Origin of the sequence: Rhizobium sp. CSW-27 (assembly GCF_018760785.1) — a bacterium.
In the GTDB taxonomy this organism is placed as follows: Bacteria; Pseudomonadota; Alphaproteobacteria; order Rhizobiales; family Rhizobiaceae; genus Neorhizobium.
Map to the genome: position 1 here is coordinate 207,001 of NZ_JAHHZO010000005.1, position 25,768 is coordinate 232,768.

The 25,768-nt window shown below is 64.5% G+C and carries 27 protein-coding genes; 18 read left to right on the forward strand and 9 right to left on the reverse strand.

Annotation, left to right across the window (positions count from 1 at the left end; translation table 11 throughout):
• The first annotated feature begins 128 nt into the window (after nucleotides 1–128).
• On the forward strand, nucleotides 129–662 hold the full coding sequence (ppa, locus tag KLP42_RS12355) for an inorganic diphosphatase (RefSeq protein ID WP_215567037.1): 534 nt from the start codon (nucleotides 129–131) through the stop codon (nucleotides 660–662).
• On the opposite strand, the gene KLP42_RS12360 is transcribed toward ppa, so the two are convergent.
• Together KLP42_RS12360 and KLP42_RS12365 are read right to left on the reverse strand one after the other, a co-directional pair.
• Nucleotides 663–974, reverse strand: a complete 312-nt coding sequence (locus tag KLP42_RS12360; RefSeq protein ID WP_215567038.1) for a DUF167 domain-containing protein — start codon at nucleotides 972–974, stop codon at nucleotides 663–665.
• Complete coding sequence (locus KLP42_RS12365) at nucleotides 971–1,264, reverse strand: YggT family protein (protein ID WP_215567039.1); 294 nt, start codon at nucleotides 1,262–1,264, stop codon at nucleotides 971–973. Before KLP42_RS12365 ends, KLP42_RS12360 begins: the two co-directional genes overlap by 4 nt.
• A 134-nt stretch (nucleotides 1,265–1,398) precedes the next feature.
• On the opposite strand from KLP42_RS12365, the gene KLP42_RS12370 reads away from it, so the two are divergent.
• A complete protein-coding gene (locus KLP42_RS12370; protein ID WP_215567040.1) occupies nucleotides 1,399–2,637 on the forward strand; it encodes an MFS transporter in 1,239 nt (412 codons plus the stop codon).
• Between the two features lie 39 nt (nucleotides 2,638–2,676).
• On the opposite strand, the gene KLP42_RS12375 is transcribed toward KLP42_RS12370, so the two are convergent.
• From KLP42_RS12375 to hemC, 6 genes are all read right to left on the reverse strand, one after another.
• Nucleotides 2,677–3,447, reverse strand: a complete 771-nt coding sequence (locus KLP42_RS12375; protein WP_215567041.1) for a glutamine amidotransferase — start codon at nucleotides 3,445–3,447, stop codon at nucleotides 2,677–2,679.
• An 11-nt stretch (nucleotides 3,448–3,458) separates the two neighbouring features.
• Complete coding sequence (locus KLP42_RS12380) at nucleotides 3,459–3,935, reverse strand: tellurite resistance TerB family protein (protein WP_215567042.1); 477 nt, start codon at nucleotides 3,933–3,935, stop codon at nucleotides 3,459–3,461.
• A gap of 7 nt (nucleotides 3,936–3,942) precedes the next feature.
• Nucleotides 3,943–5,568, reverse strand: a complete 1,626-nt coding sequence (locus KLP42_RS12385; RefSeq protein ID WP_215567043.1) for a heme biosynthesis protein HemY — start codon at nucleotides 5,566–5,568, stop codon at nucleotides 3,943–3,945.
• Between the two features lie 11 nt (nucleotides 5,569–5,579).
• A complete protein-coding gene (locus KLP42_RS12390; RefSeq protein WP_215567044.1) occupies nucleotides 5,580–7,001 on the reverse strand; it encodes a COG4223 family protein in 1,422 nt (473 codons plus the stop codon).
• Nucleotides 7,002–7,064: 63 nt separating this feature from the next.
• Nucleotides 7,065–7,787 carry a uroporphyrinogen-III synthase gene (locus KLP42_RS12395; RefSeq protein WP_215567045.1) on the reverse strand — a complete coding sequence of 241 codons (723 nt, stop codon included), beginning with the start codon at nucleotides 7,785–7,787 and terminating at the stop codon, nucleotides 7,065–7,067.
• A 6-nt stretch (nucleotides 7,788–7,793) separates the two neighbouring features.
• Nucleotides 7,794–8,723, reverse strand: coding sequence for a hydroxymethylbilane synthase (gene hemC / locus KLP42_RS12400; RefSeq protein ID WP_215567046.1), 930 nt, complete (start codon nucleotides 8,721–8,723; stop codon nucleotides 7,794–7,796).
• A gap of 73 nt (nucleotides 8,724–8,796) precedes the next feature.
• Here hemC and tsaD point away from each other — a divergent pair, with 73 nt between their 5' ends.
• The 5 genes from tsaD to KLP42_RS12425 are packed head-to-tail and all read left to right on the forward strand — an operon-like array spanning nucleotide 8,797 to nucleotide 12,299.
• On the forward strand, nucleotides 8,797–9,891 hold the full coding sequence (gene tsaD / locus KLP42_RS12405; RefSeq protein ID WP_215567047.1) for a tRNA (adenosine(37)-N6)-threonylcarbamoyltransferase complex transferase subunit TsaD: 1,095 nt from the start codon (nucleotides 8,797–8,799) through the stop codon (nucleotides 9,889–9,891).
• On the forward strand, nucleotides 9,888–10,877 hold the full coding sequence (locus KLP42_RS12410) for an NAD(P)H-dependent glycerol-3-phosphate dehydrogenase (protein ID WP_215567048.1): 990 nt from the start codon (nucleotides 9,888–9,890) through the stop codon (nucleotides 10,875–10,877). Before tsaD ends, KLP42_RS12410 begins: the two co-directional genes overlap by 4 nt.
• Nucleotides 10,878–10,895: 18 nt before the next feature.
• The gene (locus KLP42_RS12415) at nucleotides 10,896–11,192 is read left to right on the forward strand and encodes a YciI-like protein (protein ID WP_215567049.1); all 297 of its coding nucleotides are present in this window, start codon (nucleotides 10,896–10,898) and stop codon (nucleotides 11,190–11,192) included.
• Between the two features lie 7 nt (nucleotides 11,193–11,199).
• The gene (locus tag KLP42_RS12420) at nucleotides 11,200–11,643 is read left to right on the forward strand and encodes an EVE domain-containing protein (protein ID WP_215567050.1); all 444 of its coding nucleotides are present in this window, start codon (nucleotides 11,200–11,202) and stop codon (nucleotides 11,641–11,643) included.
• An 11-nt stretch (nucleotides 11,644–11,654) separates the two neighbouring features.
• Nucleotides 11,655–12,299 (forward strand): class I SAM-dependent methyltransferase, encoded by a 645-nt coding sequence (locus KLP42_RS12425; RefSeq protein ID WP_215567176.1) that lies wholly within the window; start codon nucleotides 11,655–11,657, stop codon nucleotides 12,297–12,299.
• A 13-nt stretch (nucleotides 12,300–12,312) separates the two neighbouring features.
• Here the strand turns inward: KLP42_RS12425 and KLP42_RS12430 are convergent, their stop codons facing one another.
• Nucleotides 12,313–12,723, reverse strand: coding sequence for a hypothetical protein (locus tag KLP42_RS12430; protein ID WP_215567051.1), 411 nt, complete (start codon nucleotides 12,721–12,723; stop codon nucleotides 12,313–12,315).
• 299 nt (nucleotides 12,724–13,022) lie between these two features.
• Here KLP42_RS12430 and sdhC point away from each other — a divergent pair, with 299 nt between their 5' ends.
• From sdhC to KLP42_RS12485, 11 genes are all read left to right on the forward strand, one after another.
• Complete coding sequence (gene sdhC, locus KLP42_RS12435) at nucleotides 13,023–13,415, forward strand: succinate dehydrogenase, cytochrome b556 subunit (RefSeq protein ID WP_215567052.1); 393 nt, start codon at nucleotides 13,023–13,025, stop codon at nucleotides 13,413–13,415.
• A gap of 11 nt (nucleotides 13,416–13,426) precedes the next feature.
• Nucleotides 13,427–13,807, forward strand: coding sequence for a succinate dehydrogenase, hydrophobic membrane anchor protein (sdhD, locus tag KLP42_RS12440; protein ID WP_215567053.1), 381 nt, complete (start codon nucleotides 13,427–13,429; stop codon nucleotides 13,805–13,807).
• 6 nt (nucleotides 13,808–13,813) lie between these two features.
• Complete coding sequence (gene sdhA, locus KLP42_RS12445; protein WP_215567054.1) at nucleotides 13,814–15,655, forward strand: succinate dehydrogenase flavoprotein subunit; 1,842 nt, start codon at nucleotides 13,814–13,816, stop codon at nucleotides 15,653–15,655.
• 11 nt (nucleotides 15,656–15,666) lie between these two features.
• A complete protein-coding gene (locus KLP42_RS12450; protein WP_215567055.1) occupies nucleotides 15,667–16,584 on the forward strand; it encodes a glycosyltransferase family 25 protein in 918 nt (305 codons plus the stop codon).
• A complete protein-coding gene (locus tag KLP42_RS12455; RefSeq protein ID WP_215567056.1) occupies nucleotides 16,577–17,356 on the forward strand; it encodes a succinate dehydrogenase iron-sulfur subunit in 780 nt (259 codons plus the stop codon). The genes KLP42_RS12450 and KLP42_RS12455 overlap by 8 nt, the downstream gene beginning before the upstream one ends.
• Nucleotides 17,357–17,526: 170 nt before the next feature.
• A complete protein-coding gene (locus KLP42_RS12460; RefSeq protein ID WP_215567057.1) occupies nucleotides 17,527–18,060 on the forward strand; it encodes a protease inhibitor Inh/omp19 family protein in 534 nt (177 codons plus the stop codon).
• A gap of 48 nt (nucleotides 18,061–18,108) precedes the next feature.
• Nucleotides 18,109–19,275, forward strand: a complete 1,167-nt coding sequence (gene zapE, locus KLP42_RS12465; protein WP_215567058.1) for a cell division protein ZapE — start codon at nucleotides 18,109–18,111, stop codon at nucleotides 19,273–19,275.
• Between the two features lie 176 nt (nucleotides 19,276–19,451).
• The gene (gene mdh / locus KLP42_RS12470; RefSeq protein WP_215567059.1) at nucleotides 19,452–20,414 is read left to right on the forward strand and encodes a malate dehydrogenase; all 963 of its coding nucleotides are present in this window, start codon (nucleotides 19,452–19,454) and stop codon (nucleotides 20,412–20,414) included.
• 35 nt (nucleotides 20,415–20,449) lie between these two features.
• Nucleotides 20,450–21,643 carry an ADP-forming succinate--CoA ligase subunit beta gene (gene sucC, locus KLP42_RS12475; RefSeq protein WP_215567060.1) on the forward strand — a complete coding sequence of 398 codons (1,194 nt, stop codon included), beginning with the start codon at nucleotides 20,450–20,452 and terminating at the stop codon, nucleotides 21,641–21,643.
• Between the two features lie 19 nt (nucleotides 21,644–21,662).
• Nucleotides 21,663–22,565 carry a succinate--CoA ligase subunit alpha gene (sucD, locus tag KLP42_RS12480; RefSeq protein WP_215567061.1) on the forward strand — a complete coding sequence of 301 codons (903 nt, stop codon included), beginning with the start codon at nucleotides 21,663–21,665 and terminating at the stop codon, nucleotides 22,563–22,565.
• Nucleotides 22,566–22,752: 187 nt separating this feature from the next.
• Nucleotides 22,753–25,749 (forward strand): 2-oxoglutarate dehydrogenase E1 component, encoded by a 2,997-nt coding sequence (locus tag KLP42_RS12485; RefSeq protein ID WP_215567062.1) that lies wholly within the window; start codon nucleotides 22,753–22,755, stop codon nucleotides 25,747–25,749.
• Nucleotides 25,750–25,768: the final 19 nt, after the last annotated feature.

The following is a 25,768-nucleotide window of genomic DNA, read 5'->3' on the forward strand; positions in this document are numbered from 1 at the left end:
GCGACAACTGTTCCGGCAGAGTGATCGCGACATTGTCAATGCCCGCGATCTCATCTTTATGATCATGTTGCAATGCAAGGATTTTCCCAGTATCGAGGCGTCACCATCCAACGCTTTCGGGGAAACACATGCGTATTGATGCAATCAAGATCGGCAAGAACCCGCCGGACGACGTCAACGTCATCGTTGAAGTGCCGGTCGGCGGCCATCCGATCAAGTACGAGATGGACAAGGAAGCCGGCGCGCTGATCGTTGACCGATTCCTGTACACGCCGATGACCTATCCGGGCAATTACGGCTTCGTGCCGCACACGCTGTCGGAAGATGGCGACCCCGTCGACGTTCTCATCTGCAACACCCGTCCGCTCGTGCCGGGCTGCGTGATTGCCGTTCGCCCGATCGGCGTGATGATCATGGAAGATGACGGTGGCAAGGACGAGAAGATCCTCGCCGTGCCGGTTCCGAAGCTGACCCAGCGCTACGACAAGATCCACAACTACACCGACCTGCCGGAAATCACGCTGAAGCAGATCGAGCACTTCTTCGAGCACTACAAGGATCTGGAGCCCGGCAAATGGGTGAAGATCGGTGGCTGGCAGGATGTGACGGTGGCCAAGCGCCTGATCGTCGAAGCCATCGAGCGCTACAAGGCTCAGAAGTAATCAGCGCGCAAGCAGCTGGTCGAGCCTTCTCATCAGATCCTCCGGGTCGCCCTCGATCCGGAGGATTTTTTTGCGCGCCGTTTCGCCTGCGATGAGGGAGATCGAGGATTTGGGAAGCCGCAGCGCCTTGGCCATCAGCTGGATCAGCGCCTTGTTGGCCTTGCCGTCTTCCGGCACGGCGGTCACGCGCGCCTTCAGCCAGCATTCCCCATCCGCCGCCGTCTCCAGCCCCTCGATCCCGTCGCGGGAGGCGTTCGGCGTCAGGCGGACGGCCAGTCTCACGTGATCGGCAAAGCCCTTGGCCGCGTTCACTGCGTGAAGATCGGCGCGATTGTCGTCCACATCAGCGAGCGGACGAAGAAGATGATCAAAAGCAGGATCACCGGCGAGATGTCGATGCCACCGAGATCCGGCATCACGCGACGGATCGGCCGAAGCGCCGGCTCGGTCAGATTGTACAGCATGGTGCCGATGGAGTTGACCACCTGGTTGTGCGAATTGATCACGTTGAACGCATACAGCCAGGAGAAGATGGCGCCGACGATGAGCACCCATGTGTAGAGGTTCAAGGCCAGGTCGATGGTCTGAAACAGCGCAGTCATCCAGAACTCCATATCTGTAGTTGACAGACATGTAGACATTGGCGAACTAAGCGGCAAGTGCTCTGGCAATGCCCATGGCAAATCATGTTTAACGGGCGGCCGCGGGTGAGGCGGCGCCTCGAAAGCGACCCCCGATGTCCATTCCCGCCTCCGGCGACCGGTTCGCCGCCTTCCGCCACAGTTCCTACGCACGCTTCTTCTTCAGCCGCTTCCTTGCCGCCTTTGCCATCCAGATCGTCAGCGTGTCCGTTGGCTGGCAGATGTACGATGTCACGGGCAATGCGCTGTATCTCGGCCTGATCGGCCTGTTCCAGTTCCTGCCGTCGCTACTGCTGATCCTCGTCACCGGCTCGGTTGCCGATCGCTATAACCGGCGCGCCATCGTGGCCGCCTGCCTGATGCTCGGCAGCCTGTGCACGGCCGCCCTTCTGGCGCTGACGCTGACCCACAGCTTCTCGCCCTGGCCGGTGTTCGGCATCCTTCTCGTCTTCGGCGTGGAGCGTGCCTTCATGGGGCCGGCGGTCCAGTCGCTGGCGCCCAATCTGGTGCCGGAACAGGACCTGCCGAATGCGATTGCCTGGAATTCCTCCTCCTGGCAGACGGCCTCCATTCTCGGCCCCGTTGCGGGTGGCCTGCTCTATGGCGCCAGCGCGGTCGCGGCCTATTCCACCGCGCTCCTCTTCATGCTGGGCGCAGCGGTCCTGATCATCAGCATCCCGAAGCCGGCGCAGCGTGCGGCCTCCAAGGCCGTCAGCTGGTCCACCATCCTTGCCGGCTTCCGCTTCATCTGGAGCGAAAAGGTGGTGCTGGGCGCGATTTCTCTCGATCTGTTTGCCGTGCTGCTCGGCGGCGCGGTCGCGCTGATGCCGGTCTTTGCCCGCGATGTGCTGGATCTCGGTCCCTGGGGGCTCGGCCTGCTGCGCTCGGCGCCCGGCATCGGGGCAATCGTGGTGGCCCTCCTGCTCGCCGCCTATCCGATCCGCAAGCATGCCGGTGTCGCAATGTTCGTCGGCGTCGCGCTGTTCGGCATCGGCACGGTGGTCTTCGGCCTGTCGCAGACGGCCTGGCTCTCGATCGGCGCGCTGATGCTGATGGGCGCCTCCGACATGATCTCGGTCTATGTCCGGGAAAGCCTCATCATGCTGTGGACGCCGGATGAGGTGCGCGGGCGCGTGAACGCCGTCAACATGGTGTTCGTCGGGGCCTCCAACGAGCTGGGCGAGTTCCGCGCCGGCACCATGGCGCATCTGATCGGTGCGGTGCCGGCCGTGGTCATCGGCGGCTTCGGCACGCTGGCGGTTGCCATCATCTGGGCGCTCGGCTTCCCGAAGCTGCGCCGGATCGACAACCTCGACGCGCCGTCCAATCCCTGAGCGCCGCCCCGGCAGGCCGGCGCGGCGAGGCAACTTTGGTCAGGAAAATGCCGCTTCCAGTTTCGGGCGGCTGCGGGCACGTTCAACCTCGAACACCGGGCGCTGGAAGACGAGGTCGAGGAAGCTCCAGAGCCACGCCTTCAGCGGCGCATCGAAGATCATCCGCCCTTCCAGATGCTCGCGCCCCTGCTGGGCGTTCGGCAGCACGAAGCGCGAGGCGCCGCGCACCACCCAGCTGTGCATCATGGCGCGCGTCAGCTCCGCGTGGAACTGCACGCCCCAGGCATTGTCGCCATAGCGGATCGCCTGGTGCGGATAGGCATCGCCTTCCGCCAGCAGCTCCACGCCGCGCGGCACGTCAAAGCCCTCGCGGTGGAAGTGATAGACCATGCGCGGCCAGGACATGATCAGGCGCCCGTGCTCGGTGGCCCGCAGCGGATACCAGCCGATTTCGGTCATTCCCTCCCGGTCGGGTCCGACCCGGCCGCCGAGATTCTTCACCATCATCTGCGCCCCGAGACAGATGCCGAGATAGGGCTTGTTTTCCCTGAGCGGCACCGAGATCCAGTCGATCTCCGCCTTTACGAAAGGGTCGGGATCATTGGCGCTCATCGGCCCGCCGAAGATCACGGCGCCGGAATGACAGGCCAGCGTGTGAGGCAGGGGATCGCCCAGTGCGGGACGGCGGATGTCGAGCCGAAACCCCTTCTCGACAAGCATCTGCCCGACGCGGCCGGGCGAGGAACGTTCCTGGTGGAGGACAACGAGAACGGGATTTTTCTCACTGCGTTGCGACGGGTTCATCAGCATCCGGTCTATCCTCAGTCTCCTCCCGTATCGCCTCCCACGGTTCGCGCGGCCACCTTCTGCCGCTCCAGCACCCGGTCGCGGGCCGAGACGCCCAGAAGATCGGCGATCCTCCAAATCACGTGATCTTCCATCTCGCTGCGTTCGCCGTCGGCATAGACGAGGTCCCAGAGGGCACCCACCAGCGCCACGGCATCATCCGGCGTGAGGTGTCGTTTAAGATCGGAGGTAAAGCGATAATAGTCAACCGCTTCCGAGCCTGCCTCGCGTCCGGCCGCTATCAGGCGCTCGAGATGCGCCTTGTCGAGCTGGTAGCGGTCGCGCAGCAGATCGTGCAGGCGGTTCTTCTCGCTGTCGGAGACGGTGCCGTCCGCTTCCATCACCTGGAAGCAGAGCGCAACGAAGGCAACGCGCGGGTCGTCGGGTGCAAATTCGTTGTGCGGCCGGTCGCCGGCCAGGTCCTGGAAGAAGTCGAGGATACGGTCGAACATCAGCACCTCAGAACAGTTTCAGACGTGTCGCTGGTTCGGCCACGGCCTCCCTGTCCTTGACGCCCGGATCATCGGGTGGACGACCGTTGAAGGGGTCTGCGGTCTCCTCCCGCGCCGGTGCAGCAGCCTTCGGGGCCTCCGGCTTTTCGGCCGAAGGCCTAGCCGATGCCTCGCCGCCGGCGACCACGGTCAGGCTCGGTGCCCGGGCCGGTTCTGCCGGCGCAGCGTCGGATGCTGCAGCCGGGTCGAGCCGCGGCTCTGCGGGCACCTCGGTCCTTGCGACCGGCGGCAGGTTGGCAATGGCGGTCTCGGCGGCCAGCGAGCCCTCCTCGACCGGACCCTCCAGCTGGCCGAAGGGGCGTTTCCATTCGAAGGCATCGAGGCGGCCTGTCACCGGCGAGAGCGGCAGCCAGCGCTCGGAGACGAAACCATCCGCCACCCAGGCCGGATCGCGCGGCGCGCGCAATGCCTGGTTCAGCCAGTGGCGCACGCGGCCCTGGTCGCCGGTCTCGTTCTCCTCGATGTCGGCGAGCAGCAGATAGCTGCCCTCGCGCGGGTCCATGCGCAGGGCCGCCTCCGCCTTTTCCCTGGCACGCTTGAAATCCTTGGTATCGAGGGCCGCCTGGGCGACCGCCAGCAGGGATTCCGGATTGTTCGGCTTCAGCGCTTCCAGCTTTTCGGCGCGCTTCAGGCGGTCTGCGGCGCTGTCGCCGCTGCGGGCACGCAGATAGGCCTCGGCAAGCTGCGGATGCGGGGCGATCTTCCAGAGATTTTCCAGAATGGCTGCCGCCTTGCGCAGATTGTCTTCGCGCAGATAGGCCTTGGCGGCGATGATGCCGGCCGGCACCAGATCCCTGGCGAGCTTCAGGGCGGCCTTGGCATCGTCGCGCGCCCCCTTCGGGTCGCCTTCCAGGCGCTCGGTGGCACGTGCCGTCAGCAGCACCGCCTTCCAGCGATCGGCCTGCTTGCGTTCGATGACATTGGCAATCTTCTGCTGGTCGAGCAGGCGGATCGCATCCTCCCAGCGGCCGGCCTGGCAGCGATATTCGAGCGTCGCTTCCGCGGCCCAGGGCAGGTAGGGGGCGTTCTCCACCGCCGTCTCGGCATACTGGCGGGCCGCCTCGTTGGCGCCGAGGCGGCGCGCTTCCATGTAAAGGCCGCGAAGCCCCAGTTCGCGCGTTTCCGGATCCTCGGCCATCTTTTCGAATTTTTCGCGCGCCTCGTCATGGCGGCCTTCGATCAGCGCGGTCTGCGCCTCCAGCAGCTGGATCAGCGGTTCCTGGTCGGCGCGCAGCAGGCCGCGGGCGCGCGCACTCATCTTGCGGGCGAGCAGCGCATTGCCGGCACCGGCGGCAATCAGGCCGGTGGACAGCGCCTGATAGCCCCGGTCGCGCTTGCGGGCGCGGAAGAAGCGGCGCACCGAATGCGGCGAGGTCCAGATCGTCTGGATCAGCCACCAGACGAACATCACGGCAAACACCAGCGCAACGATGGCGGTCGCCGCCACCATCAGGCTGGTCTCGATCTGCATGCTCTGCCAGGTGAGGGTGATCAGGCCCGGCCGGTCGGCGAGCCAGGAAAAGCTCCAGCCGAGAGCCAGCGTGACGACGGCGAACAGGAAAAGACGGATCATGCAGGCTCTCCTCAGCCGTTGGCGCCGGCGCTGGCCATGGCCCGCGTCAGTGTGCCGTTCATCAGGTCATCCACCGCAATGCGCGCGTCGAGCGCCTGCTTGAAGGAGGAGGCGGCCTGGCGGGAGGCCTCGGGCAGCGTGTTCCATTCGCCAACCGCCGCCTTCAGGTCGCCGTTTTTCACCCGCTCTTCCAGGCGTGCCACGATGGCTTCCGGCGTTTCGCCTGCCACCTCGCCGACGGGGCGCACGCGCACCATGCGCATGGCGCTGGCCAGAAGCCGCTCGGTCACCGATTGTCCCTCGACCGGCTGATGCGCCGCATCGAGCATAGCATCCGCCGCTGCCGGAAGACGACGGGCCAGATCGGCGCGCGTCGGCACGCCATCGGCGGCATAGGAGCGAAGCCCCTCGACGGCCGGATCGTCGGGAGCCACCTCGGAATAGGTCTGAAGCTCGGCCTGGAAGGAGCCGCCACGTTCGGTGGCCGCCTTCAGGGCTGCCGCCGCCAGAGCCCTTGCCACCGCCTGCTCGCGGCCCGGCTGGTTCACTTTTTCGGTCAGGGCCTCAAGCCGCTGGCCGAGCTCGGAATCATTGGCGCCCTGCGCCTGCAGCGCAGATTTCAGCGCGTCGAGATCGCCCTTCATCTGCTGCAGTTCGGCGACCATCTCCTGCGAGGGGCCGTTGTTGCCGATGGAGCTTTCCAGCGCCTGAACGCGGGCAGCAAGATCCGGATTGTCGGCGCGCGGGGCGGCGCGCAGATCGGCAATCTCCCGACGCAACTCCTCAAGCGCTGCCGGGGTCGCGCCTGTCCGTTGCGGATCGAGCCCCGGCAGGTAGCCGGCATATTGCATGCTGCCGGCCAGCGCGAGCGCCACGATGCCACCCAGGATGCCGGAAGCGATCATGGCCGATGTTTTCGGGCCTGAAGCATTTTGGCGTGCTGCAGGGGCAGGGCTTGCCGGTGCCGCGCTTCGCGTTTCGCTCTCCGTCTTCTGCGGTGCGCTTGGCCCGGATGAAGGCGTTTGCTCTGCTGCATCAGTGGTCTGCCACGCCTCAGGCGGAACCTCACCGGCATCCGTGGTGCCGGAGGAAGGGGCGGGCTCTGCGGTGGTCGTGGCGGATGTTGTCCAGATATCGGAGGTGTCGGAGGGCGCCGGCTCTGCCGGTGCCCCGTCGTCAGCCCGCGGTGCGGTCGCCTCGCGCTCCTCGGGGGACGGCGCAAGGGCGGCGGCCTCCGGCGCAGCGGCATCACCGTCTGCCGGCATGCTCTGAGCCCGTGCCTCGGCGGCCGGCGTCACCGCGTCCGTATCATCGCTGCGCACGGGCTCTGCGACGACAGGCGCTTCCGCAGCTTTCGTCTCCTCGGCTGCCGCATCGATCGTGACCGGTGTCTTTCCCGAACGGGAGCGGCGGGGCGGCTTGTCGGAAACCATGGCAACCTCATTCTGGACTGTCTTGTTCGAACCTAGTCAGCCGGACGACGGATGGAAAGAGGCTCAGCGGATTTTGGTTCCCCCGCACGACGAAAGAAGAAGGAGAAGCTGGTCCTCGTCCGGCTGGTCCGCGACATGCCGTTCGATCATGTCTTTTTGCGGGACAGCCTCCGCCACCTGCGGACTGAGGCACAGAACATGGAATACATGATCGCGCCTTTGTGCCAGCCAGGGCGTTAGCCGGGCAAAGACATGTCGCGCCGCTTCTTTTGAATAGAGCAGCAGAGCCTCCGGCAGGGGCGACAGCGCCTGCACGGCCTCGGCGCTCCAGGCCACCTCCCGCATCGCATAGGCCTCGACGGTGGTGGACCGAATGCCTGCGGCGGAAAGCCCGGCCTCGAAGGCCGGTGAACGCGGATTGCCCGCCAGATAAAGCAGGTCCTGCGCGGCCCTGTCGATGATCAGCCTTGCCAGCGCCTCGCCGGTGCCGGGGCCCGCCTCGACGTGGCGGAAACCTGCCTGCCGCGCGGCGTCGGCAGTCGCCTCGCCCACGGCGAAGACCGGCGTGCCATGATGCGCGGCGAGATCGAGACCCTCCAGCGCCCGCACCGCCTCTGCACTGGTGATGGCCAGACCCCGGTGCGGGGTCAGAAGTGCCGCAGCGATGGCCTCCGGATAATGCACGGGTTCCATGACCGGCAGCAGGATCGGCTGATGCCCGAGACGGCGGAGCTTGTCCGCCGTTCGCCGTGCGCTCGCCGAAGGCCGGGTCACGATCACCCGCATGGCCCGTCAGGTCCAGTCGGAGAAGAAGGCGGGGCCGGCGGCGGTGCGCACCGTGGTCCCGGCTCTGTGTCCCAGCGCCACCGCGTCGCTGCGCCTGCCGTCCACCTGCACCGCATGTTCCTGCCGGCCGTCCGGTGTCAGGATCAGGCCGGAGAATGTCAGGTGGTCGCCGTCGCAGATTGCATAGCCCGCGATCGGCGTGCGACAGCTTCCGTCCAGCGCCGCCAGGAAGGCCCGCTCGCAACTCACCGCGTCCCATGTCTGCCGGTCGTTGATTGCCTCCAGCAGGTCCAGCACCCGCCTGTCGCCGATCCGGCTTTCGACGCAGATCGCCCCTTGCGCCGGCGCCGGCGGAAACTCCTCCGGATCCATCAGTTCGGTCACGACATCGGCCATGGCGAGACGGTTCAGCCCGGCAAGCGCCAGAAGCGTGGCATCCACCTGCCCCTCTTCCAGCTTGCGCAGGCGGGTTTCCACCAGCCCGCGGAAGGTGATGACGGAAATGTCCGGCCGGCGGCGGCGGATCAGCGCCTGGCGGCGCAGCGAGGAGGAGCCCACCACAGCGCCATCCGGCAGTGCGGAAAGCGTCGGCGCGGTGCGGCCGATGAAGGCATCGCGGAAATCCTCGCGCGGCAGGAAGGCGGAAAGCTCCAGCCCCTCCGGCAGCACGGTCGGCATGTCCTTGGAGGAGTGCACGGCAAAATCCAGCTCGCCGGTCAAAAGCTGGGCTTCCAGTTCCTCGGTGAACAGCCCCTTGCCGCCCACTTCCGAAAGCGCGCGGTCGGTGATGCGGTCGCCCTTGGTGGAGAGCACCACGATTTCGAACATGTCTTCCGGAAGCCCGTGCGCCGCCATCAGTCGGGCGCGCGTTTCAGAAGCCTGGGCCAGCGCCAGCGGGCTGCCGCGCGTGCCGATCCGGAAAGGTTTTGTTTGCATCTGTCGTCATCCATTGTTACCCGTCAGCTTCGTAACCGGCTTTGGCGGGCACCGCAATTCAACCTGACGCTTCATGACCTCTTCCCTGCGCATCCTCGGCATTGAAACCAGCTGCGACGAAACGGCGGCCGCCGTGGTTTTGCGGCATGCGGACGGCCGCGGCGAGATCGTCTCGGACGTCGTTTTGTCGCAGCTCGAGGAACACAGCGCCTTTGGCGGTGTCGTTCCGGAAATCGCCGCTCGCGCCCATGTGGAAGCGCTCGATGGCCTTGTTGCGGAAGCGCTCACCCGCGCCGGCGTTTCCCTGCAGGAGATCGACGCGGTGGCGGCCACCGCCGGCCCGGGCCTGATCGGCGGCCTGCTGGTCGGGCTGATGACCGGCAAGGCGATCGCCATGGCGGCCGGCAAGCCGCTCTATGCCGTCAACCATCTGGAAGGCCATGCGCTGACGGCGCGGCTGACCGACGGCCTCTCCTTTCCCTATCTGATGCTGCTCGTCTCCGGCGGCCATACCCAGCTTGTCCTCGTCAAGGGTGTGGGCGATTACGAGCGCTGGGGCACCACCATCGACGATGCACTCGGCGAGGCCTTCGACAAGACCGCCAAGCTGCTCGGTTTGCCTTATCCCGGCGGCCCCGCCGTGGAGAAGGCTGCGCGGTCCGGTGACCCCGAACGGTTCGACCTGCCGCGTCCGCTGGTGGGCGAAGCGCGCCTCGATTTTTCCTTTTCCGGCCTGAAGACGGCGGTGCGTCAGGCGGCAACCGCCATCCAGCCGCTGACGGAGCAGGATATTGCCGATATCTGCGCCTCCTTCCAGCGCGCCATATCGCGCACCCTGAAAGACCGGATCGGTCGCGGACTTGCTCGCTTCCGCGAACGCTATCCGGACGAGCCGCGGCCGGCGCTGGTGGTGGCCGGCGGTGTCGCGGCCAACCAGGTTCTGCGCGCCACGCTGCAGGAGCTTTGCGCCGCACATGGTTTTTCCTTCATCGCGCCGCCGATCCGGCTGTGCACCGACAATGCGGCGATGATCGCCTGGGCGGGGCTGGAGCGCATGGCGGCCGGCCTGCCGGACGATCCGATTGCGGTGGCGCCGCGCTCCCGCTGGCCGCTGGATGCGGAGGCGGCCGCGCGGATCGGGTCCGGAAAACGGGGAGCCAAGGCATGAGCGGAACGGAAAAGATCGTCGTTATCGGCGCCGGCGCCTTCGGCACGGCGCTTGCCACCGTCATTGCGCTCGAAGGCAAGGCGGGCGTCACGCTGCTTGGCCGGGATCCGTCGCTGATGGCGGATCTGCGCAATGACAGGGTGCATGATGCCGCCCTTCCGGGCGTGCCGCTGCCCGATGCGCTGGATTTCTCCACCGAGCCGGATGCGCTTTACGATGCGAGCATCGTGCTGTTTGCCATGCCCTCGCAGGCGCAGGGCGATGCCGCGCGCCATTACGGCCCCTATCTCCACGCCGATGCGCTGGTGGTGACCTGCGCCAAGGGCATCGAGCGCTCGACCGGCCGCCTGCTGACCGATGTGCTGGAACAGGCGCTGCCGCGCCATCCGGTGGCGGTTCTCTCCGGCCCCGGTTTTGCGGCCGATATCGCCCGTGGCCTGCCGACGGCCATGGCGATCGCTGCCGGCGATCCGTCTGTGGCCGAACGCCTCGCCCATGCGGTGTCCGGCCGCACCTTCCGGCTCTATGCCTCGACGGATCGCGTCGGCGTGCAGCTCGGCGGCGCCTTGAAGAACGTGCTGGCGATTGCCTGCGGCATCGTGGAAGGCGCCGGCCTTGGCGATTCCGCCCGCGCCGCGCTGATTTCGCGCGGTCTTGCGGAAATGTCGCGATTGGTGGCGGCCATGGGCGGTCAGGCGGAAACCGTGCGCGGCCTTTCCGGCCTCGGCGATCTGGTGCTGACGGCAACCAGCCATCAGTCGCGCAATCTGCGTTTCGGCATCGGGCTCGGTCAGGGCGAGCCGGCCGATGCGCTGGGCGGGCTGCTGGTCGAGGGCGCCTTCACGGCGGCCATTGCCGCAAGCCTTGCCGAGCGCCATCAGGTGGACCTGCCGATCACGGCTGCCGTCGCTTCCATCATCGAGGGCCGGCTCGACGTCGCAACCGCGATGGAACAGCTGATGACCCGCCCCATCACCACGGAATAGCCCAAGGAGACACGTCCCATGGCCATCTTTGCCTTCGTCTGCGCCGACAAGCCCGATCATCTGCATGTGCGCATGGAAACCCGCCCGGCTCATCTCGATCATCTGAATGCGCTCAACGACAAGGGCATTCTGAAGATGGCCGGCCCCTTCCTCGATGCCGAGGGCAAGCCGAACGGCAGCCTGGTCATCGTCGAGACGGACACGATCGAGGAAGCCCGCGCGCTGGCCGATGCCGACCCTTACGCCAAGGCCGGTCTGTTTGCCTCGGTCGAGGTAAAGCCCTTCAACTGGGTCTTCAACAAGCCGGGCGCGTGAGGCAGAGATGGCATCCTACTGGCTCTACAAGTCGGAACCCTTCAAGTGGTCCTGGGCGATGCAGAAGGCCAAGGGCGAGGCCGGCGAGGAATGGACCGGCGTCCGCAACTATCTGGCGCGCAACAACATGCGAGCCATGAAGATCGGCGACAAGGGCTTCTTCTACCATTCCAACGAGGGGCTGGAGATCGTCGGCATCACCGAAGTCTGCGCGCTCTCGCATCCCGATTCCACCGCCGAGGGTGACCTGCGCTGGGACTGCGTCGATATCCGCGCCGTCTGCGACATGCCGAAGCCGGTGTCGCTGAAGGATGTCAAGGCGAACCCGAAGCTCGAAAAGATGTCGCTGGTGACCTCCATGCGGCTCTCCGTGCAGCCGGTGACGGAGGAGGAATATTTCGAGATCTGCCGCATGGGCGGGCTTGAGAACCCGCCGCGCTCGCCGGACTGACGGGGGCCACGCTGAAAACCGAACCCCGCGCCTTCATCCTCGCCAATACACGCCTCATGGCGCCGCCGCATGTCCCGGAAATCAGCCTCTATCTGGCCGACGAGGCGCATGATCTCTGGCTGAAGACGGAAGAGGATCTGGAGGCGATCGGCCTGCCGCCGCCCTTCTGGGCCTTTGCCTGGGCGGGCGGGCAGGGGCTTTCCCGCTATATCCTCGATCACCCGGAAGTGGTGCGCGGGCGCCATGTGCTGGATTTCGCCACCGGCTCCGGGCTCGTGGCGATTGCCGCGCTGCGGGCAGGGGCGGCCGGTGTCACCGCGACCGATATCGATCCGTGGACGCAGAGCGCCGTCGCGCTGAATGCCGGGGCCAATGGCGTCGAGCTCACCTTCTGCGGCGAGGATCTGGTCGGCAGGGCGGTCGATGCCGATGTCGTGCTGGCCGGCGACGTGTTCTATGACCGCACCTTTGCGGACCGTCTCGTGCCGTGGTTTACGGCGCTTGCCGACGCTGGGCGCACCGTCATCGTCGGCGATCCCGGCCGTGCCTATCTGCCGAAGGAAAGCCTGCTCGCGCTTGCCACCTATCAGGTGCCGGTCACCCGGGCGCTTGAAGACAGCGAGATCAAGAAGACCACCGTCTGGCGTTTTGCCTGATGCGGCCGCTGCCTCAGCGCCCGCCGCGGATCACGCAGACGCCGGCCTCGTAGGCGCAGGGCTGGCGCGGCAGGAAGGCATCGGCGCCTTCCGCGACCGTAATGATCCTTGCACGGGGCGCCGGCGGAGCGGCTGCGGGCATCACCTGCAGGTCGCTTGCGACATAGAGGCCGTTGCCCCTGACCCTGACGGCGGAAACGCTGCCGGCAAAGGTGCCGAGACCGCCGATGACCGAGGGCAGGCCGGAGCCTCCGACGATATCGCGGCGGAACATTGTGTTTGCACCATGTCCGTTGCCGGCATGCCCGTTTTCTGGTCGCCCCTTCCGGTGCTTTGCTGCCGAATCTTCCCCCGCCTGCGCGGCGGTGACGGCTAGAAGAAGGATGGCGGCCATCGTGCCGGCTGTTGCGCTCGTTGCCCTCATGGCGCGGCTCCTGCCTGGTTCATTTAAGCAAGCCTTAACACAAACCGTGTCCAATGGCGCCTAACATCGTGAAAAACTGATCTATTTTCACATGCTAACGTAGATCCGGTGCATGACGCATACGGACGTGCCCGGCCCGACCGACCCCAATCGATTAAATTTAAAATCCTTCTGGAATCGGCTTGTGGTCTTGTCGTCCGGCGATTAAATCACCCGATGATGCAATGCACATCTTTACGGCATGGTGCATTGCCGGACGCGCTCCCGCGTGAATGCGCACCGAACGCCGCGAGGATATGATGGCGAATATGACAAAAAATCGGCCGCTGTCGCCGCACCTTCAAATCTACCGATTCACCCCCACCATGGCCATGTCCATCGTGCACCGCATCACCGGGGGCGCACTCTATGCCGGCACGGTGCTGGTGGCGGCGTGGCTGATTGCCGCTGCCTCGGGTGAAGAGGCCTTCAGCTGGGTGAACTGGTTCTTCGGATCCTTCGTAGGACAGATCATCCTGTTCGGTTACACCTGGGCGATCTTCCATCACATGCTGGGCGGTCTCAGGCACATCATGTGGGACCTCGGCTACGGCTTCGAGAAGCATTTCTCCACGAAGCTTGCCAATGCCAGTCTGGTTGCCTCCATCGGCCTGACCGTCCTTGTCTGGGCGGTGGTGCTGATCGTTCGGTAAGGAGAAGAGTGATGGACATGCGTACTCCCCTCGGCAAGGTCCGGGGCCTCGGTTCGGCCAAGAGCGGCACGGAGCATTTCTGGAAGGTCCGCACGACCTCGATCGCGCTCGTGCCGCTGCTGCTGTTTTACGTGGTCTTCCTGATCATGCATGCCGGCAAGCCCTATGCCGAGGTCGTCTCGGCGCTTTCCAATCCCTTCGTCGCCACGATCAATGCGCTGACGATCATTGCCAGCATCGTGCACATGAAGCTCGGCATGGAAGAGATCATCCAGGACTACATCCATACCGAAGTGATGAAGCTGGCGCTTCTCATGCTCAATTCCTTCTTTTCGCTTCTCGTCGGCGGGCTCTGTCTCTTCGCCGCCCTGAAGATCGCATTCGCAGGATAACACTCCATGGCATCGATCACCCCCATTGCGCAGACCGGCAAGGCCTACACCTATGTCGACCATTCCTATGACGTCATCGTCGTAGGCGCCGGCGGCGCAGGCCTGCGCGCGACACTCGGCATGGCCGAGCAGGGCTTCAAGACGGCCTGCATCACCAAGGTCTTCCCCACCCGTTCCCACACGGTCGCGGCCCAGGGTGGCATCGCGGCCTCGCTGCAGAACATGACGCCGGACAGCTGGCAGTGGCACCTTTACGACACCGTGAAGGGCTCCGACTGGCTGGGCGACGTGGACGCCATGCAGTACATGGTCATGGAAGCGCCGAAGGCGGTCTATGAGCTGGAACATTACGGCGTGCCCTTTTCCCGTAATGAAGAGGGCAAGATCTACCAGCGGCCGTTCGGCGGCCACATGCAGAATTTCGGCGCCGGCCCGCCGGTGCAGCGCACCTGTGCGGCGGCCGACCGTACCGGTCACGCCATCCTGCACACGCTCTACGGCCAGTCGCTGAAGAACAATGCCGAATTCTTCATCGAATATTTCGCCATCGACCTCATCATGTCCGATGACGGACGCTGCACCGGCGTCGTCGCCTGGAACCTCGATGACGGCACCATCCACCGCTTCGCGGCCAAGATGGTGGTTCTGGCGACCGGCGGTTACGGCCGCGCCTATTTCTCGGCAACGTCCGCCCATACCTGCACCGGCGACGGCGGCGGCATGGTGGCGCGTGCCGGCCTGCCGCTGCAGGACATGGAATTCGTGCAGTTCCACCCGACCGGCATCTACGGGTCGGGCTGCCTGATCACCGAAGGCGCGCGCGGCGAAGGCGGCTATCTCGTCAACTCCGAAGGCGAGCGCTTCATGGAGCGCTATGCGCCGTCCGCAAAGGACCTTGCCTCGCGTGACGTCGTCTCGCGCTGCATGACGCTGGAAATCCGCGAGGGCCGTGGCGTCGGCAAGAACAAGGACCACATCTTCCTGCATCTCGATCATCTGGATCCGGCGGTTCTGCACGAGCGCCTGCCGGGCATTTCGGAAAGCGCCAAGATCTTCGCCGGCGTGGACGTCACCCGCGAACCGATCCCGGTGCTGCCGACCGTTCACTACAACATGGGCGGCATTCCGACCAATTACTGGGGCGAAGTGCTGAATGCCGACAGCGAAAATCCGGAACGGCTGCTGCCGGGCCTGATGGCGGTTGGCGAAGCCGGCTGTGCGTCGGTGCACGGCGCCAACCGTCTCGGCTCCAACTCGCTGATCGACCTCGTGGTGTTCGGCCGTGCCGCCGCCATCCGCGCCGGCCAGGTCATTGACCGCGCTGCGCCGGTGCCCTCACTCAACACGGTGGCCTGCGACAGGATCATGGACCGCTTCGATGGCCTGCGTCATGCCTCGGGCGGCACGCCGACGGCGGTGCTTCGCGACAAGATGCAGCGCGCCATGCAGGAAGATGCCGCCGTGTTCCGCACGCAGGAATCGCTCGAAAGCGGTTGCCGCCGTCTCTCCGAGATCTGGGGCGAGATGAAGGACATCAAGGTCACCGATCGTTCGATGATCTGGAACTCCGATCTGGTCGAAACGCTGGAGCTGCAGAACCTGATGGCGAACGCCATCACCACCGTCTACAGCGCCGAGGCCCGCAAGGAGAGCCGCGGCAGCCATGCGCGCGAGGATTATACCGAAGGCGCGTTCGGCGGTCGTGATGACGTCAACTGGCGCAAGCATTCGCTGGCCTGGGTGTCGCCCGAAGGCGAGGTGAAGCTGGACTACCGTCCGGTCCACACCGACCTGATCGCCGACGGCATCGATCCGGTGAAGATCGAACCGAAGGCACGCGTGTACTGACGATGAACCTGGTGGCCTCTCCGATCGATGCGACGACGATCGCTCCCGGCGGGAGGCCCCTCGGGCTGTTTGCCATCAACCTCGACCGTTCGCCGGATCGCTGGGCCGCAATCGAACGCGGTTTTTCCGGCATGCCCTGGCCGATCCATCGGGTGCGGGCGGTCGATGCGCGCGGCGACGCGGCCGAGGTGCTGGCGGTGCGGGGAACCTCGCTTGCCTATCCGCCGGAAGCGGTCGGCTGGAACGCACACCGCAACCGGTTGTTCATGCTGACGGAAGAGGCCTGCCTCTGCGGCCATGTGATGGCCTGGCGGCAGTTTCTCGCCTCGGATTTCCGCCATGCGATCGTGCTGGAAGACGATGCGGTGCCGCTCGCCGGCTTCGAACCGGTGGTGAGCCAGTTGCTGAGCGACGGTTTCGACGCCGACGTGGTGAAGCTCGAGGGTATCTATCGCCAGGGTGGCCGCAAGGCGATCGAGGTGGCGCGGCTCCGGGATCACCGGCTGGTGCGCTCGCTGCGGCCGGTCTCGGGGGCGGCAGCCTATCTCGTGACGCGGCCTGCGGCCGAACGGCTGCTGGCGCGGATCGGCAAGGCGCTGATCCCCACGGACGATTTTCTGTGGGCGCCGTCCTGGCACGGACTGAAGGTGGCGGATGTCTCTCCCTTCATCGCCATGCAGTCGGGCGCGGCAAGCGTGATCGCGACGAGCCTGAAGGCGAAGAAGGCCGGCGGGCGAAAGTCCGCGCTGCGTGGTTTTGCCATGTCGCTGCAGCGTCTGGCGGAGCGGCTGTCGCTCTACTGGATGGCCTGCCAGGGGCGGCCTCACACTCTTTTGACTGCAACCATGGCGCCGTGGGTGCCGGATGACTATAACCTAGGAAACAGAACGGCGGTGATCGCCGAGGATCGAAGGTCCAGCAATGGTTGAACTTGCTCTCCCGAAAAACTCCCAGATGACCGAAGGCAAGACCTGGCCGAAGCCGGCCGGTGCCAAGAACCTCCGGGAATTCCGTATCTATCGCTGGAACCCGGATGACGGCCAGAATCCGCGCATCGACACCTATTTCATCGACGTCGATGACTGCGGTCCGATGGTTCTCGACGGTCTGCTCTACATCAAGAACAAGATCGACCCGACGCTGACGCTGCGCCGCTCCTGCCGTGAAGGCATCTGCGGTTCCTGCGCCATGAACATCGATGGCGCCAATACGCTCGCCTGCACCAAGGGCATGGACGACGTCAACGGCACCGTGAAGATCTATCCGCTGCCGCACATGCCGGTGGTGAAGGACCTCGTGCCGGATCTGACCAATTTCTACGCCCAGCACCGTTCCATCGAGCCCTGGCTGAAGACGGTCTCGCCGCCGCCGGCCAAGGAATGGAAGCAGAGCCACGAGGATCGCCTGAAGCTCGACGGCCTCTACGAGTGCATCCTGTGCGCCTGCTGCTCCACCTCCTGTCCGAGCTACTGGTGGAACGGCGACCGTTACCTCGGCCCGGCCGTGCTGCTGCAGGCCTATCGCTGGCTGATCGACAGCCGCGACGAGGCCAAGGGCGAGCGTCTGGACAATCTGGAAGATCCCTTCCGTCTCTATCGCTGCCACACCATCATGAACTGCGCCCAGACCTGTCCGAAGGGCCTCAATCCCGCCAAGGCGATTGCCGAAATCAAGAAGATGATGGTGGAGCGCCGGGTCTGACGCATGACCGATGCGACCCTTGACCTCGCGCAGATGTGTTCCATCTGCGTGGGCAAGGGGCCGATCGGCCGTGTTGCCGGGCTTTCGCGGCTTGATTTGACACACCTCTTGGCGATAATTCAGCCGTCCGTTGCGCCCGGGTGCGGCGCTCGTTGTATGGGAGCTTTGTGATGCAGTTCAGATATGTGGTGACCGGCGTAGCGGTTGCTCTTGCCCTGGCCGGCTGCCAGCGTACATCTTACAATCCCTACAGCAACCTTCCGGGCCCGGCGCCGCTGCAGGCGCAGCCCGTTCCCTCCGTGCAGTCGGGCACGCTCGATGCACCGGTCGCCGGTGACCCTTCGCAGTTCCCGGCCGCACCCAGCAGCAACACGGCCGTTGCCTCGCTGCCGCCCGGCTCCACCGATGCCCCGGCAACCGCACTCGATGTCACCAAGGAATCCATGGTGGGCAACTGGCGCGTCACCAGCGCCGGCACGACCTGCGACATGTTCCTGACGCTGACCAATCTCGGCAGCGGATCGCGCGGCGGTACCCGCGGCTGCGTCGGCGACCTGACGACCATGGGGTCCTGGGAAGTCAACGGCAAGACCGTCCTGTTCAAGAGCCGCGCCGGCGACGTCATCGCCCGCGTCTACAAGAGTGCCGACACCCGCTTCGACGGCACGACCAATTCCGGACAGCCCGTCAGCCTCTCCCGCTAAGCCATCGGGCGGAAGGGCGCTGCCTTTCCGCCGCAAGGGGCGCGTCGCATGGAATCCCTTCCCGATTACAATCACAGCGTCGGCGACGAGCTGAAAGCCATGGTCGCCGCCGGCACGCTGACGCTCGACAAGGCACAGCTTGGTGTCGCGGAGCGTCTCGACCGGGTGCTGTCGGCACTGCGTGAACAGCGGCCGGCCAAGAAGAGCAGCGTTCTCGGCTGGCTGTTTGCCAAGCAGAGCAAGCGGCGCGAGGCCGGCATTCGCGGCCTCTATGTCTATGGCTCCGTCGGTCGCGGCAAGACCATGCTGATGGACATGTTCTTTGCCAAGGCGCCGGTGGCAAGGAAACGCCGCTGCCATTTTCACGAATTCATGGCAGACGTGCATGCCCGCATCCATGCCCATCGCCAGAAGCTGAAGGCGGGCGAGACGAAGCAGGCCGATCCCGTGCCTCCGGTGGCGGCGGATCTGTTTGCCGAGGCCGAACTGCTGTGCTTCGACGAATTTTCCGTGACAGACATCGCCGATGCGATGATCCTCGGCCGGCTGTTCACCGAGCTTTTCTCCCTCGGCTGCGTGCTGGTGGCCACTTCCAATGTGGCGCCGGACGATCTCTATCGGGAGGGGCTGAACCGCAGCCTGTTCCTGCCCTTCCTCGATCTGCTGAAACGCTATGTCGATGTCACGACGCTCGACTCGCCGACCGACTACCGCATGGAGAAGCTGGCAAGCCTGCCGGTCTATCTGACGCCGCTTACCGGCGAGACTTCGGTCGCCATGGAGGCGGCCTGGCATCAGGTGACCGACGGTGCCAGGACGGCGCCCTCCGAAATCCCGCGCAAGGGCCGCGTCATCCGCGTTCCCTGTGCCGCCGGTCGTGCGGCGCGCTTCAGCTTTGCCGATCTCTGCGAAAATCCGCTGGGTGCTGCCGACTATCTCGAAATTGCCGCCCGCTACGATGTCGTCTTCATCGAAGGCGTGCCGTTGCTGGGTCCGGAAAAACGCAACCAGACGAAACGTTTCATCAATCTCGTCGATGCACTCTACGACAAGACGGTGCGTCTCTTCGTGACGGCGGCGGCCACGCCTGACGCACTGCTGACAGAAAGGCGTGGTACCGAAGGCTTCGAGTTTGACCGGACGATTTCCCGCCTGTTCGAAATGCGCAGCCCGGACTATCTGAGCCTGCATCACGAAAAGCGGCGCGGAACTTAACGTTTTCTTGAGCAAAATTCTTACGTTTACGTAAGAATTTTTGTATCTAACCGTTTGAAAATGCTACGCTCAAAATAATCGGTTGCCATTTTTCGGCACAAGGGCTATGCGATGGGCCGAAACCGGTCGACAGATCGCATGCCGGCCGTGCATTCCAATAGAGAGGAAGCATTTCGATGGCTCGCAAGAAGATTGCACTTATTGGTTCCGGCATGATCGGCGGCACGCTGGCTCATCTGGCCAGCCTGAAGGAACTGGGCGACGTCGTCCTGTTCGACATTGCCGACGGCATTCCGCAGGGCAAGGGCCTCGACATCGCGCAGTCCGGCCCGGTTGAAGGCTTCAATGCCAAGCTCTCCGGCGCCAGCGATTACGCAGCCATCGAAGGGGCCGACGTCTGCATCGTCACCGCCGGCGTTCCCCGCAAGCCGGGCATGAGCCGCGACGATCTGCTCGGCATCAACCTCAAGGTCATGGAACAGGTCGGCGCCGGCATTGCCAAGTACGCCCCGAACGCCTTCGTGATCTGCATCACCAACCCGCTCGATGCCATGGTCTGGGCGCTGCAGAAGTTCTCCGGCCTGCCGAAGAACATGGTTGTCGGCATGGCCGGTGTTCTGGACTCCGCCCGCTTCCGCCTGTTCCTCTCGGAAGAGTTCAACGTCTCGGTTCAGGATGTCACGGCTTTCGTTCTCGGCGGTCATGGCGATACCATGGTGCCGCTCGCCCGCTACTCCACGATCGGTGGCATCCCGCTGACCGACCTCGTCAAGATGGGCTGGATCACCGAGGAGCGCCTCGAGCAGATCATCCAGCGTACCCGTGACGGCGGCGCCGAAATCGTCGGCCTGCTGAAGACCGGCTCTGCCTACTATGCCCCGGCTGCCTCGGCCATCGAGATGGCGGAATCCTTCCTCAAGGACAAGAAGCGCGTCCTGCCCTGCGCCGCACACCTGACCGGCCAGTACGGCGTCAACGACATGTATGTCGGCGTGCCGACCATCATTGGCGCCGGCGGCGTCGAGCGCGTCATCGAGATCGATCTCAACGGCGAGGAAAAGGCGGCCTTCCAGAAGTCCGTCGGTGCTGTTGCCGGCCTCTGCGAAGCCTGCGCCACGATCGCGCCCGTTCTCAAGTAATCGCGCCCCAAGGCCCAGAACCCAAGGACCAGACGATGAACATTCATGAATACCAGGCCAAGGCTCTTCTGAAGGGCTATGGCGCGCCGGTCGCTGAAGGCGTGGCGATCCTCTCCGCCGACGAGGCCGAAGCTGCTGCCAAGCAGCTTCCGGGCCCGCTCTACGTGGTCAAGAGCCAGATCCATGCCGGTGGTCGCGGCAAGGGCAAGTTCAAGGAACTCGGCCCGGAGGCCAAGGGCGGCGTTCGTCTCGCCAAGTCGATCGATGAAGTGGTCGCTCACGCCAAGGACATGCTGGGCAACACGCTGGTGACGGCCCAGACCGGCGAAGCCGGCAAGCAGGTCAACCGTCTTTACATCGAAGATGGTGCAGACATTGCCCGCGAACTCTATTGCTCGCTGCTGGTCGACCGTTCGGTCGGTCGTGTTGCCTTCGTCGTTTCGACGGAAGGCGGCATGGACATCGAAGCCGTTGCCCACGATACGCCGGAAAAGATCCACACCATCGCGATTGACCCGGAAGCCGGCGTCACGGCCGATGATGTCGCCAAGATCTCGGCTGCACTCGCGCTCGAAGGCGCTGCCGCCGAGGATGCCAAGTCGCTGTTCCCGGCGCTCTACAAGGCCTTCAACGAGAAGGACATGGCGCTCCTCGAGGTGAACCCGCTGATCGTCATGACCAACGGCCACCTGCGCGTTCTCGACGCCAAGATGTCCTTCGATGGCAACGCCCTGTTCCGCCATGACGACGTCAAGGCGCTGCGCGACGAGACCGAGGAAGATGCCAAGGAAATCGAGGCCTCCAAGTGGGACCTCGCCTACGTGGCGCTCGACGGCAATATCGGCTGCATGGTCAACGGCGCCGGCCTTGCCATGGCGACCATGGACATCATCAAGCTCTACGGCAAGGAGCCGGCAAACTTCTGCGACGTCGGCGGTGGCGCCGGCAAGGAGAAGGTCGCTGCTGCCTTCAAGATCATCACGGCCGATCCGAAGGTCGAGGGCATCCTCGTCAACATCTTCGGCGGCATCATGAAGTGCGACGTCATCGCGGAAGGCGTGATCGCCGCCGTGAAGGAAGTCGGCCTCAAGGTTCCGCTGGTCGTTCGTCTGGAAGGCACCAATGTCGAGCTTGGCAAGAAGATCCTGAACGAATCGGGTCTCGCCATCACGGCCGCCGACGACCTGGACGATGCGGCCAAGAAGATCGTCGCCGCGATCAACGCCTAATTGAAGGACCGGAGCGACAATGTCCATTCTTGTTAACAAGAACACCAAGGTCCTCGTACAGGGCCTGACCGGCAAGACCGGCACCTTCCACACCGAACAGGCGCTCGCCTATTATGGCACGCAGATGGTCGGCGGCATCCACCCGAAGAAGGGCGGCGAAACCTGGACTGGTTCCAAGGGCGAGAGCCTCCCGATCTTCGCTTCCGTTGCCGAAGGCAAGGAAAAGACCGGCGCCGATGCGACCGTGATCTACGTTCCGCCGGCAGGCGCCGCCGACGCGATCATCGAAGCCATCGATGCGGAAATCCCGTTCATCACCTGCATCACCGAGGGTATCCCGGTCATGGACATGGTGCGCGTGAAGGCCAAGCTCGACAAGTCGAAGTCGCGCCTGCTCGGCCCGAACTGCCCGGGCATCTTGACGCCGGAAGAATGCAAGATCGGCATCATGCCGGGCTCCATCTTCCGCAAGGGTTCGGTCGGTATCGTTTCGCGCTCCGGCACGCTGACCTATGAAGCCGTTTTCCAGACCTCCAACGAAGGCCTTGGCCAGACGACGGCTGTCGGCATCGGCGGCGACCCGGTCAAGGGCACCGAGTTCATCGACGTGCTGGAAATGTTCCTCGCCGACGAAGCCACCACCTCGATCATCATGATCGGCGAAATCGGTGGTTCGGCTGAGGAAGATGCAGCACAGTTCCTGATCGACGAAGCCAAGAAGGGCCGCAAGAAGCCGATGGCTGGCTTCATCGCGGGCCGCACCGCTCCGAAGGGCCGCACCATGGGTCACGCCGGTGCAGTTGTCTCCGGCGGCAAGGGCGACGCCGAATCCAAGATTGCCGCGATGGAAGCGGCCGGCATCAAGGTATCGCCCTCTCCGGCGCGCCTCGGCAAGACGCTGGTTGAAGTCCTCAAGGGCTGAGGCCACATAAGTACGAGCTGATAAGCTCCGGGCAGGCGAATCAGGAAAGGTTCGCCTGCCTCTGTCGCAAGTGGGAATGGTTCGTCCTTCCGGCGTGGCGATGACGAATGCAAGCGACGGTCGGCGCTTTCCAAGATCCGGCCCCCAATTACGTCAGGAGGCGGGCGTTCAGGCCCGCATGAAGATCATGGCACGGCAAGAAGCCAACGAGCAGTTTCTCATCACCTCGTTCCTCGACGGCGCGAATGCGGCCTATATCGAGCAGCTCTATGCTCGGTACGAGGAAGATCCCAATTCGGTCGGTCCCGAATGGCAATCCTTCTTCAAGGCGCTGGGCGACAATCCGGACGACGTGAAGAAGGCGGCGACCGGTGCCTCCTGGCAGCGCAAGAACTGGCCGATCCCGGCCAATGGCGAACTCGTCTCGGCGCTCGACGGCAACTGGCCGGTAGTCGAGAAGGCCATCGAGAAGAAGGTTCAGGCCAAGGCCGAGGCAACTGCTGCCGCCGCCGGCAAGCCGGTCGATCCGGCCGCCGTGCTGCAGGCGACGCGTGACAGCGTGCGCGCCATCATGATGATCCGCGCCTATCGCATGCGCGGCCACCTGCATGCCAAGCTCGACCCGCTGGGTCTGGCCGCACCGGTCGAGGACTATAACGAGCTGTCGCCGACGGCCTATGGCTTCACCGAAGCCGATTACGACCGCAAGATCTTCATCGACAACGTGCTTGGTCTCGAATACGCGACCATCCGCGAAATGCTGGACATCCTGCAGCGCACCTACTGCTCGACGCTCGGCGTCGAATTCATGCACATCTCCAACCCCGAGGAGAAGGCCTGGATCCAGGAGCGCATCGAAGGCCCCGGCAAGGGCGTCGAATTCACGCCGAACGGCAAGAAGGCGATCCTGCAGAAGCTGGTCGAGGCCGAAGGCTTCGAGCAGTTCATCGACGTCAAGTACAAGGGCACCAAGCGTTTCGGCCTCGACGGCGGCGAATCGCTGATCCCGGCGCTGGAACAGATCATCAAGCGCGGCGGCCAGGACGGCATGGAAGAGATCGTTCTCGGCATGGCCCATCGCGGCCGCCTGAACGTCCTGACCAACGTCATGCACAAGCCGCACCGCGCCGTCTTCCATGAATTCAAGGGCGGCTCCTTCAAGCCCGATGAAGTCGAAGGCTCCGGCGACGTGAAGTACCATCTCGGTGCCTCGTCCGACCGCGAATTCGACGGCAACAAGGTTCACCTGTCGCTGACGGCGAACCCCTCGCATCTGGAAATCGTCAACCCGGTCGTCATGGGCAAGGCCCGCGCCAAGCAGGACATGCTGGCCAAGGTGTGGGATGGCGATGTCATTCCGCTCAAGGAGCGCGCCAAGGTTCTGCCGCTGCTGATCCATGGCGATGCGGCCTTCGCCGGCCAGGGCGTGGTTGCCGAAATCCTCGGCCTGTCCGGCCTTCGCGGCCACCGCGTTGCCGGCACGATGCACGTCATCATCAACAACCAGATCGGCTTCACCACGAACCCGGCCTATTCGCGCTCTTCGCCCTATCCGTCGGATGTGGCCAAGATGATCGAGGCCCCGATCTTCCACGTCAATGGCGACGATCCGGAAGCGGTCACCTATGCCGCCAAGATCGCCACCGAATTCCGCATGAAGTTCCACAAGCCGGTCGTGGTGGACATGTTCTGCTACCGCCGCTTCGGCCATAACGAAGGCGACGAGCCGGCGTTCACCCAGCCGAAGATGTACAAGGTCATCCGCGCCCACAAGACGGTGACCGAGCTTTATGCCGAGCGCCTGATCTCCGAAGGCCTGATCACCGACGGCGAATTCCAGAAGATGAAGGCCGACTGGCGCGCGCATCTGGAGCAGGAATTCGAAGCCGGCCAGAGCTACAAGCCGAACAAGGCCGACTGGCTCGACGGCCAGTGGTCCGGCCTGCGTTCGGCCGACAATGCCGACGAGCAGCGCCGCGGCAAGACCGCCGTGCCGATGAAGAGCCTTAAGGAGATCGGCCGCAAGCTGTCCACGGTTCCGGATGGCTTCAATGCGCACCGCACGATCAAGCGCTTCATGGAAAACCGCGCGCAGATGATCGAGACCGGCGAAGGCATCGACTGGGCCATGGCCGAGGCGCTCGCCTTCGGTTCGCTGGTCACCGAAGGTCACAAGGTTCGCCTGTCCGGCCAGGATTGCGAACGCGGCACCTTCTCGCAGCGTCATTCGGTTCTCTACGATCAGGAGACCGAAGAGCGCTACATCCCGCTCGCCAACCTCGCGCCGAACCAGGCACGCTACGAAGTCATCAATTCGATGCTGTCGGAAGAGGCGGTTCTCGGCTTCGAATACGGTTATTCGCTCGCCCGCCCGAATGCGCTGACGCTGTGGGAAGCCCAGTTCGGTGACTTTGCCAACGGTGCACAGGTGGTGTTCGACCAGTTCATCTCCTCGGGTGAACGCAAGTGGCTGCGCATGTCCGGTCTCGTCTGCCTTCTGCCGCATGGTTATGAAGGTCAGGGTCCGGAACACTCCTCGGCCCGTCTGGAGCGCTTCCTCCAGCTTTGCGCCGAAGACAACATGCAGGTTGCCAACGTCACGACGCCGGCCAACTACTTCCACATCCTGCGCCGCCAGATGAAGCGCGATTTCCGCAAGCCGCTCGTGCTGATGACGCCGAAGTCGCTGCTGCGTCACAAGCGCGCCACCTCGACGCTTGCGGAAATGGCGGGCGAAAGCTCGTTCCACCGTCTGCTGTGGGACGATGCGGAAGTGATCAAGGACGGCCCGGTCAAGCTGCAGAAGGATGCCAAGATCCGTCGCGTCGTGATGTGCACCGGCAAGGTCTATTACGACCTTCTGGAAGAGCGCGAAAAGCGCGGCATCGACGACATCTACCTGCTGCGCATCGAACAGCTCTATCCGTTCCCGGCCAAGGCGCTCATCAACGAGCTTTCCCGCTTCCGCCATGCCGAAATGGTCTGGTGCCAGGAAGAGCCGAAGAACATGGGCGCCTGGGCCTTCATCGACCCGTACCTGGAATGGGTTCTGGCGCATATCGATGCCAAGTATCAGCGCGTCCGCTACACGGGCCGCCCGGCTGCCGCCTCGCCGGCAACCGGCCTGATGTCGAAGCATCTCGCCCAGCTCGAAGCCTTCCTCGAAGACGCGCTCGGCGGCTGATTTCAGCCGCCCCGTCCTC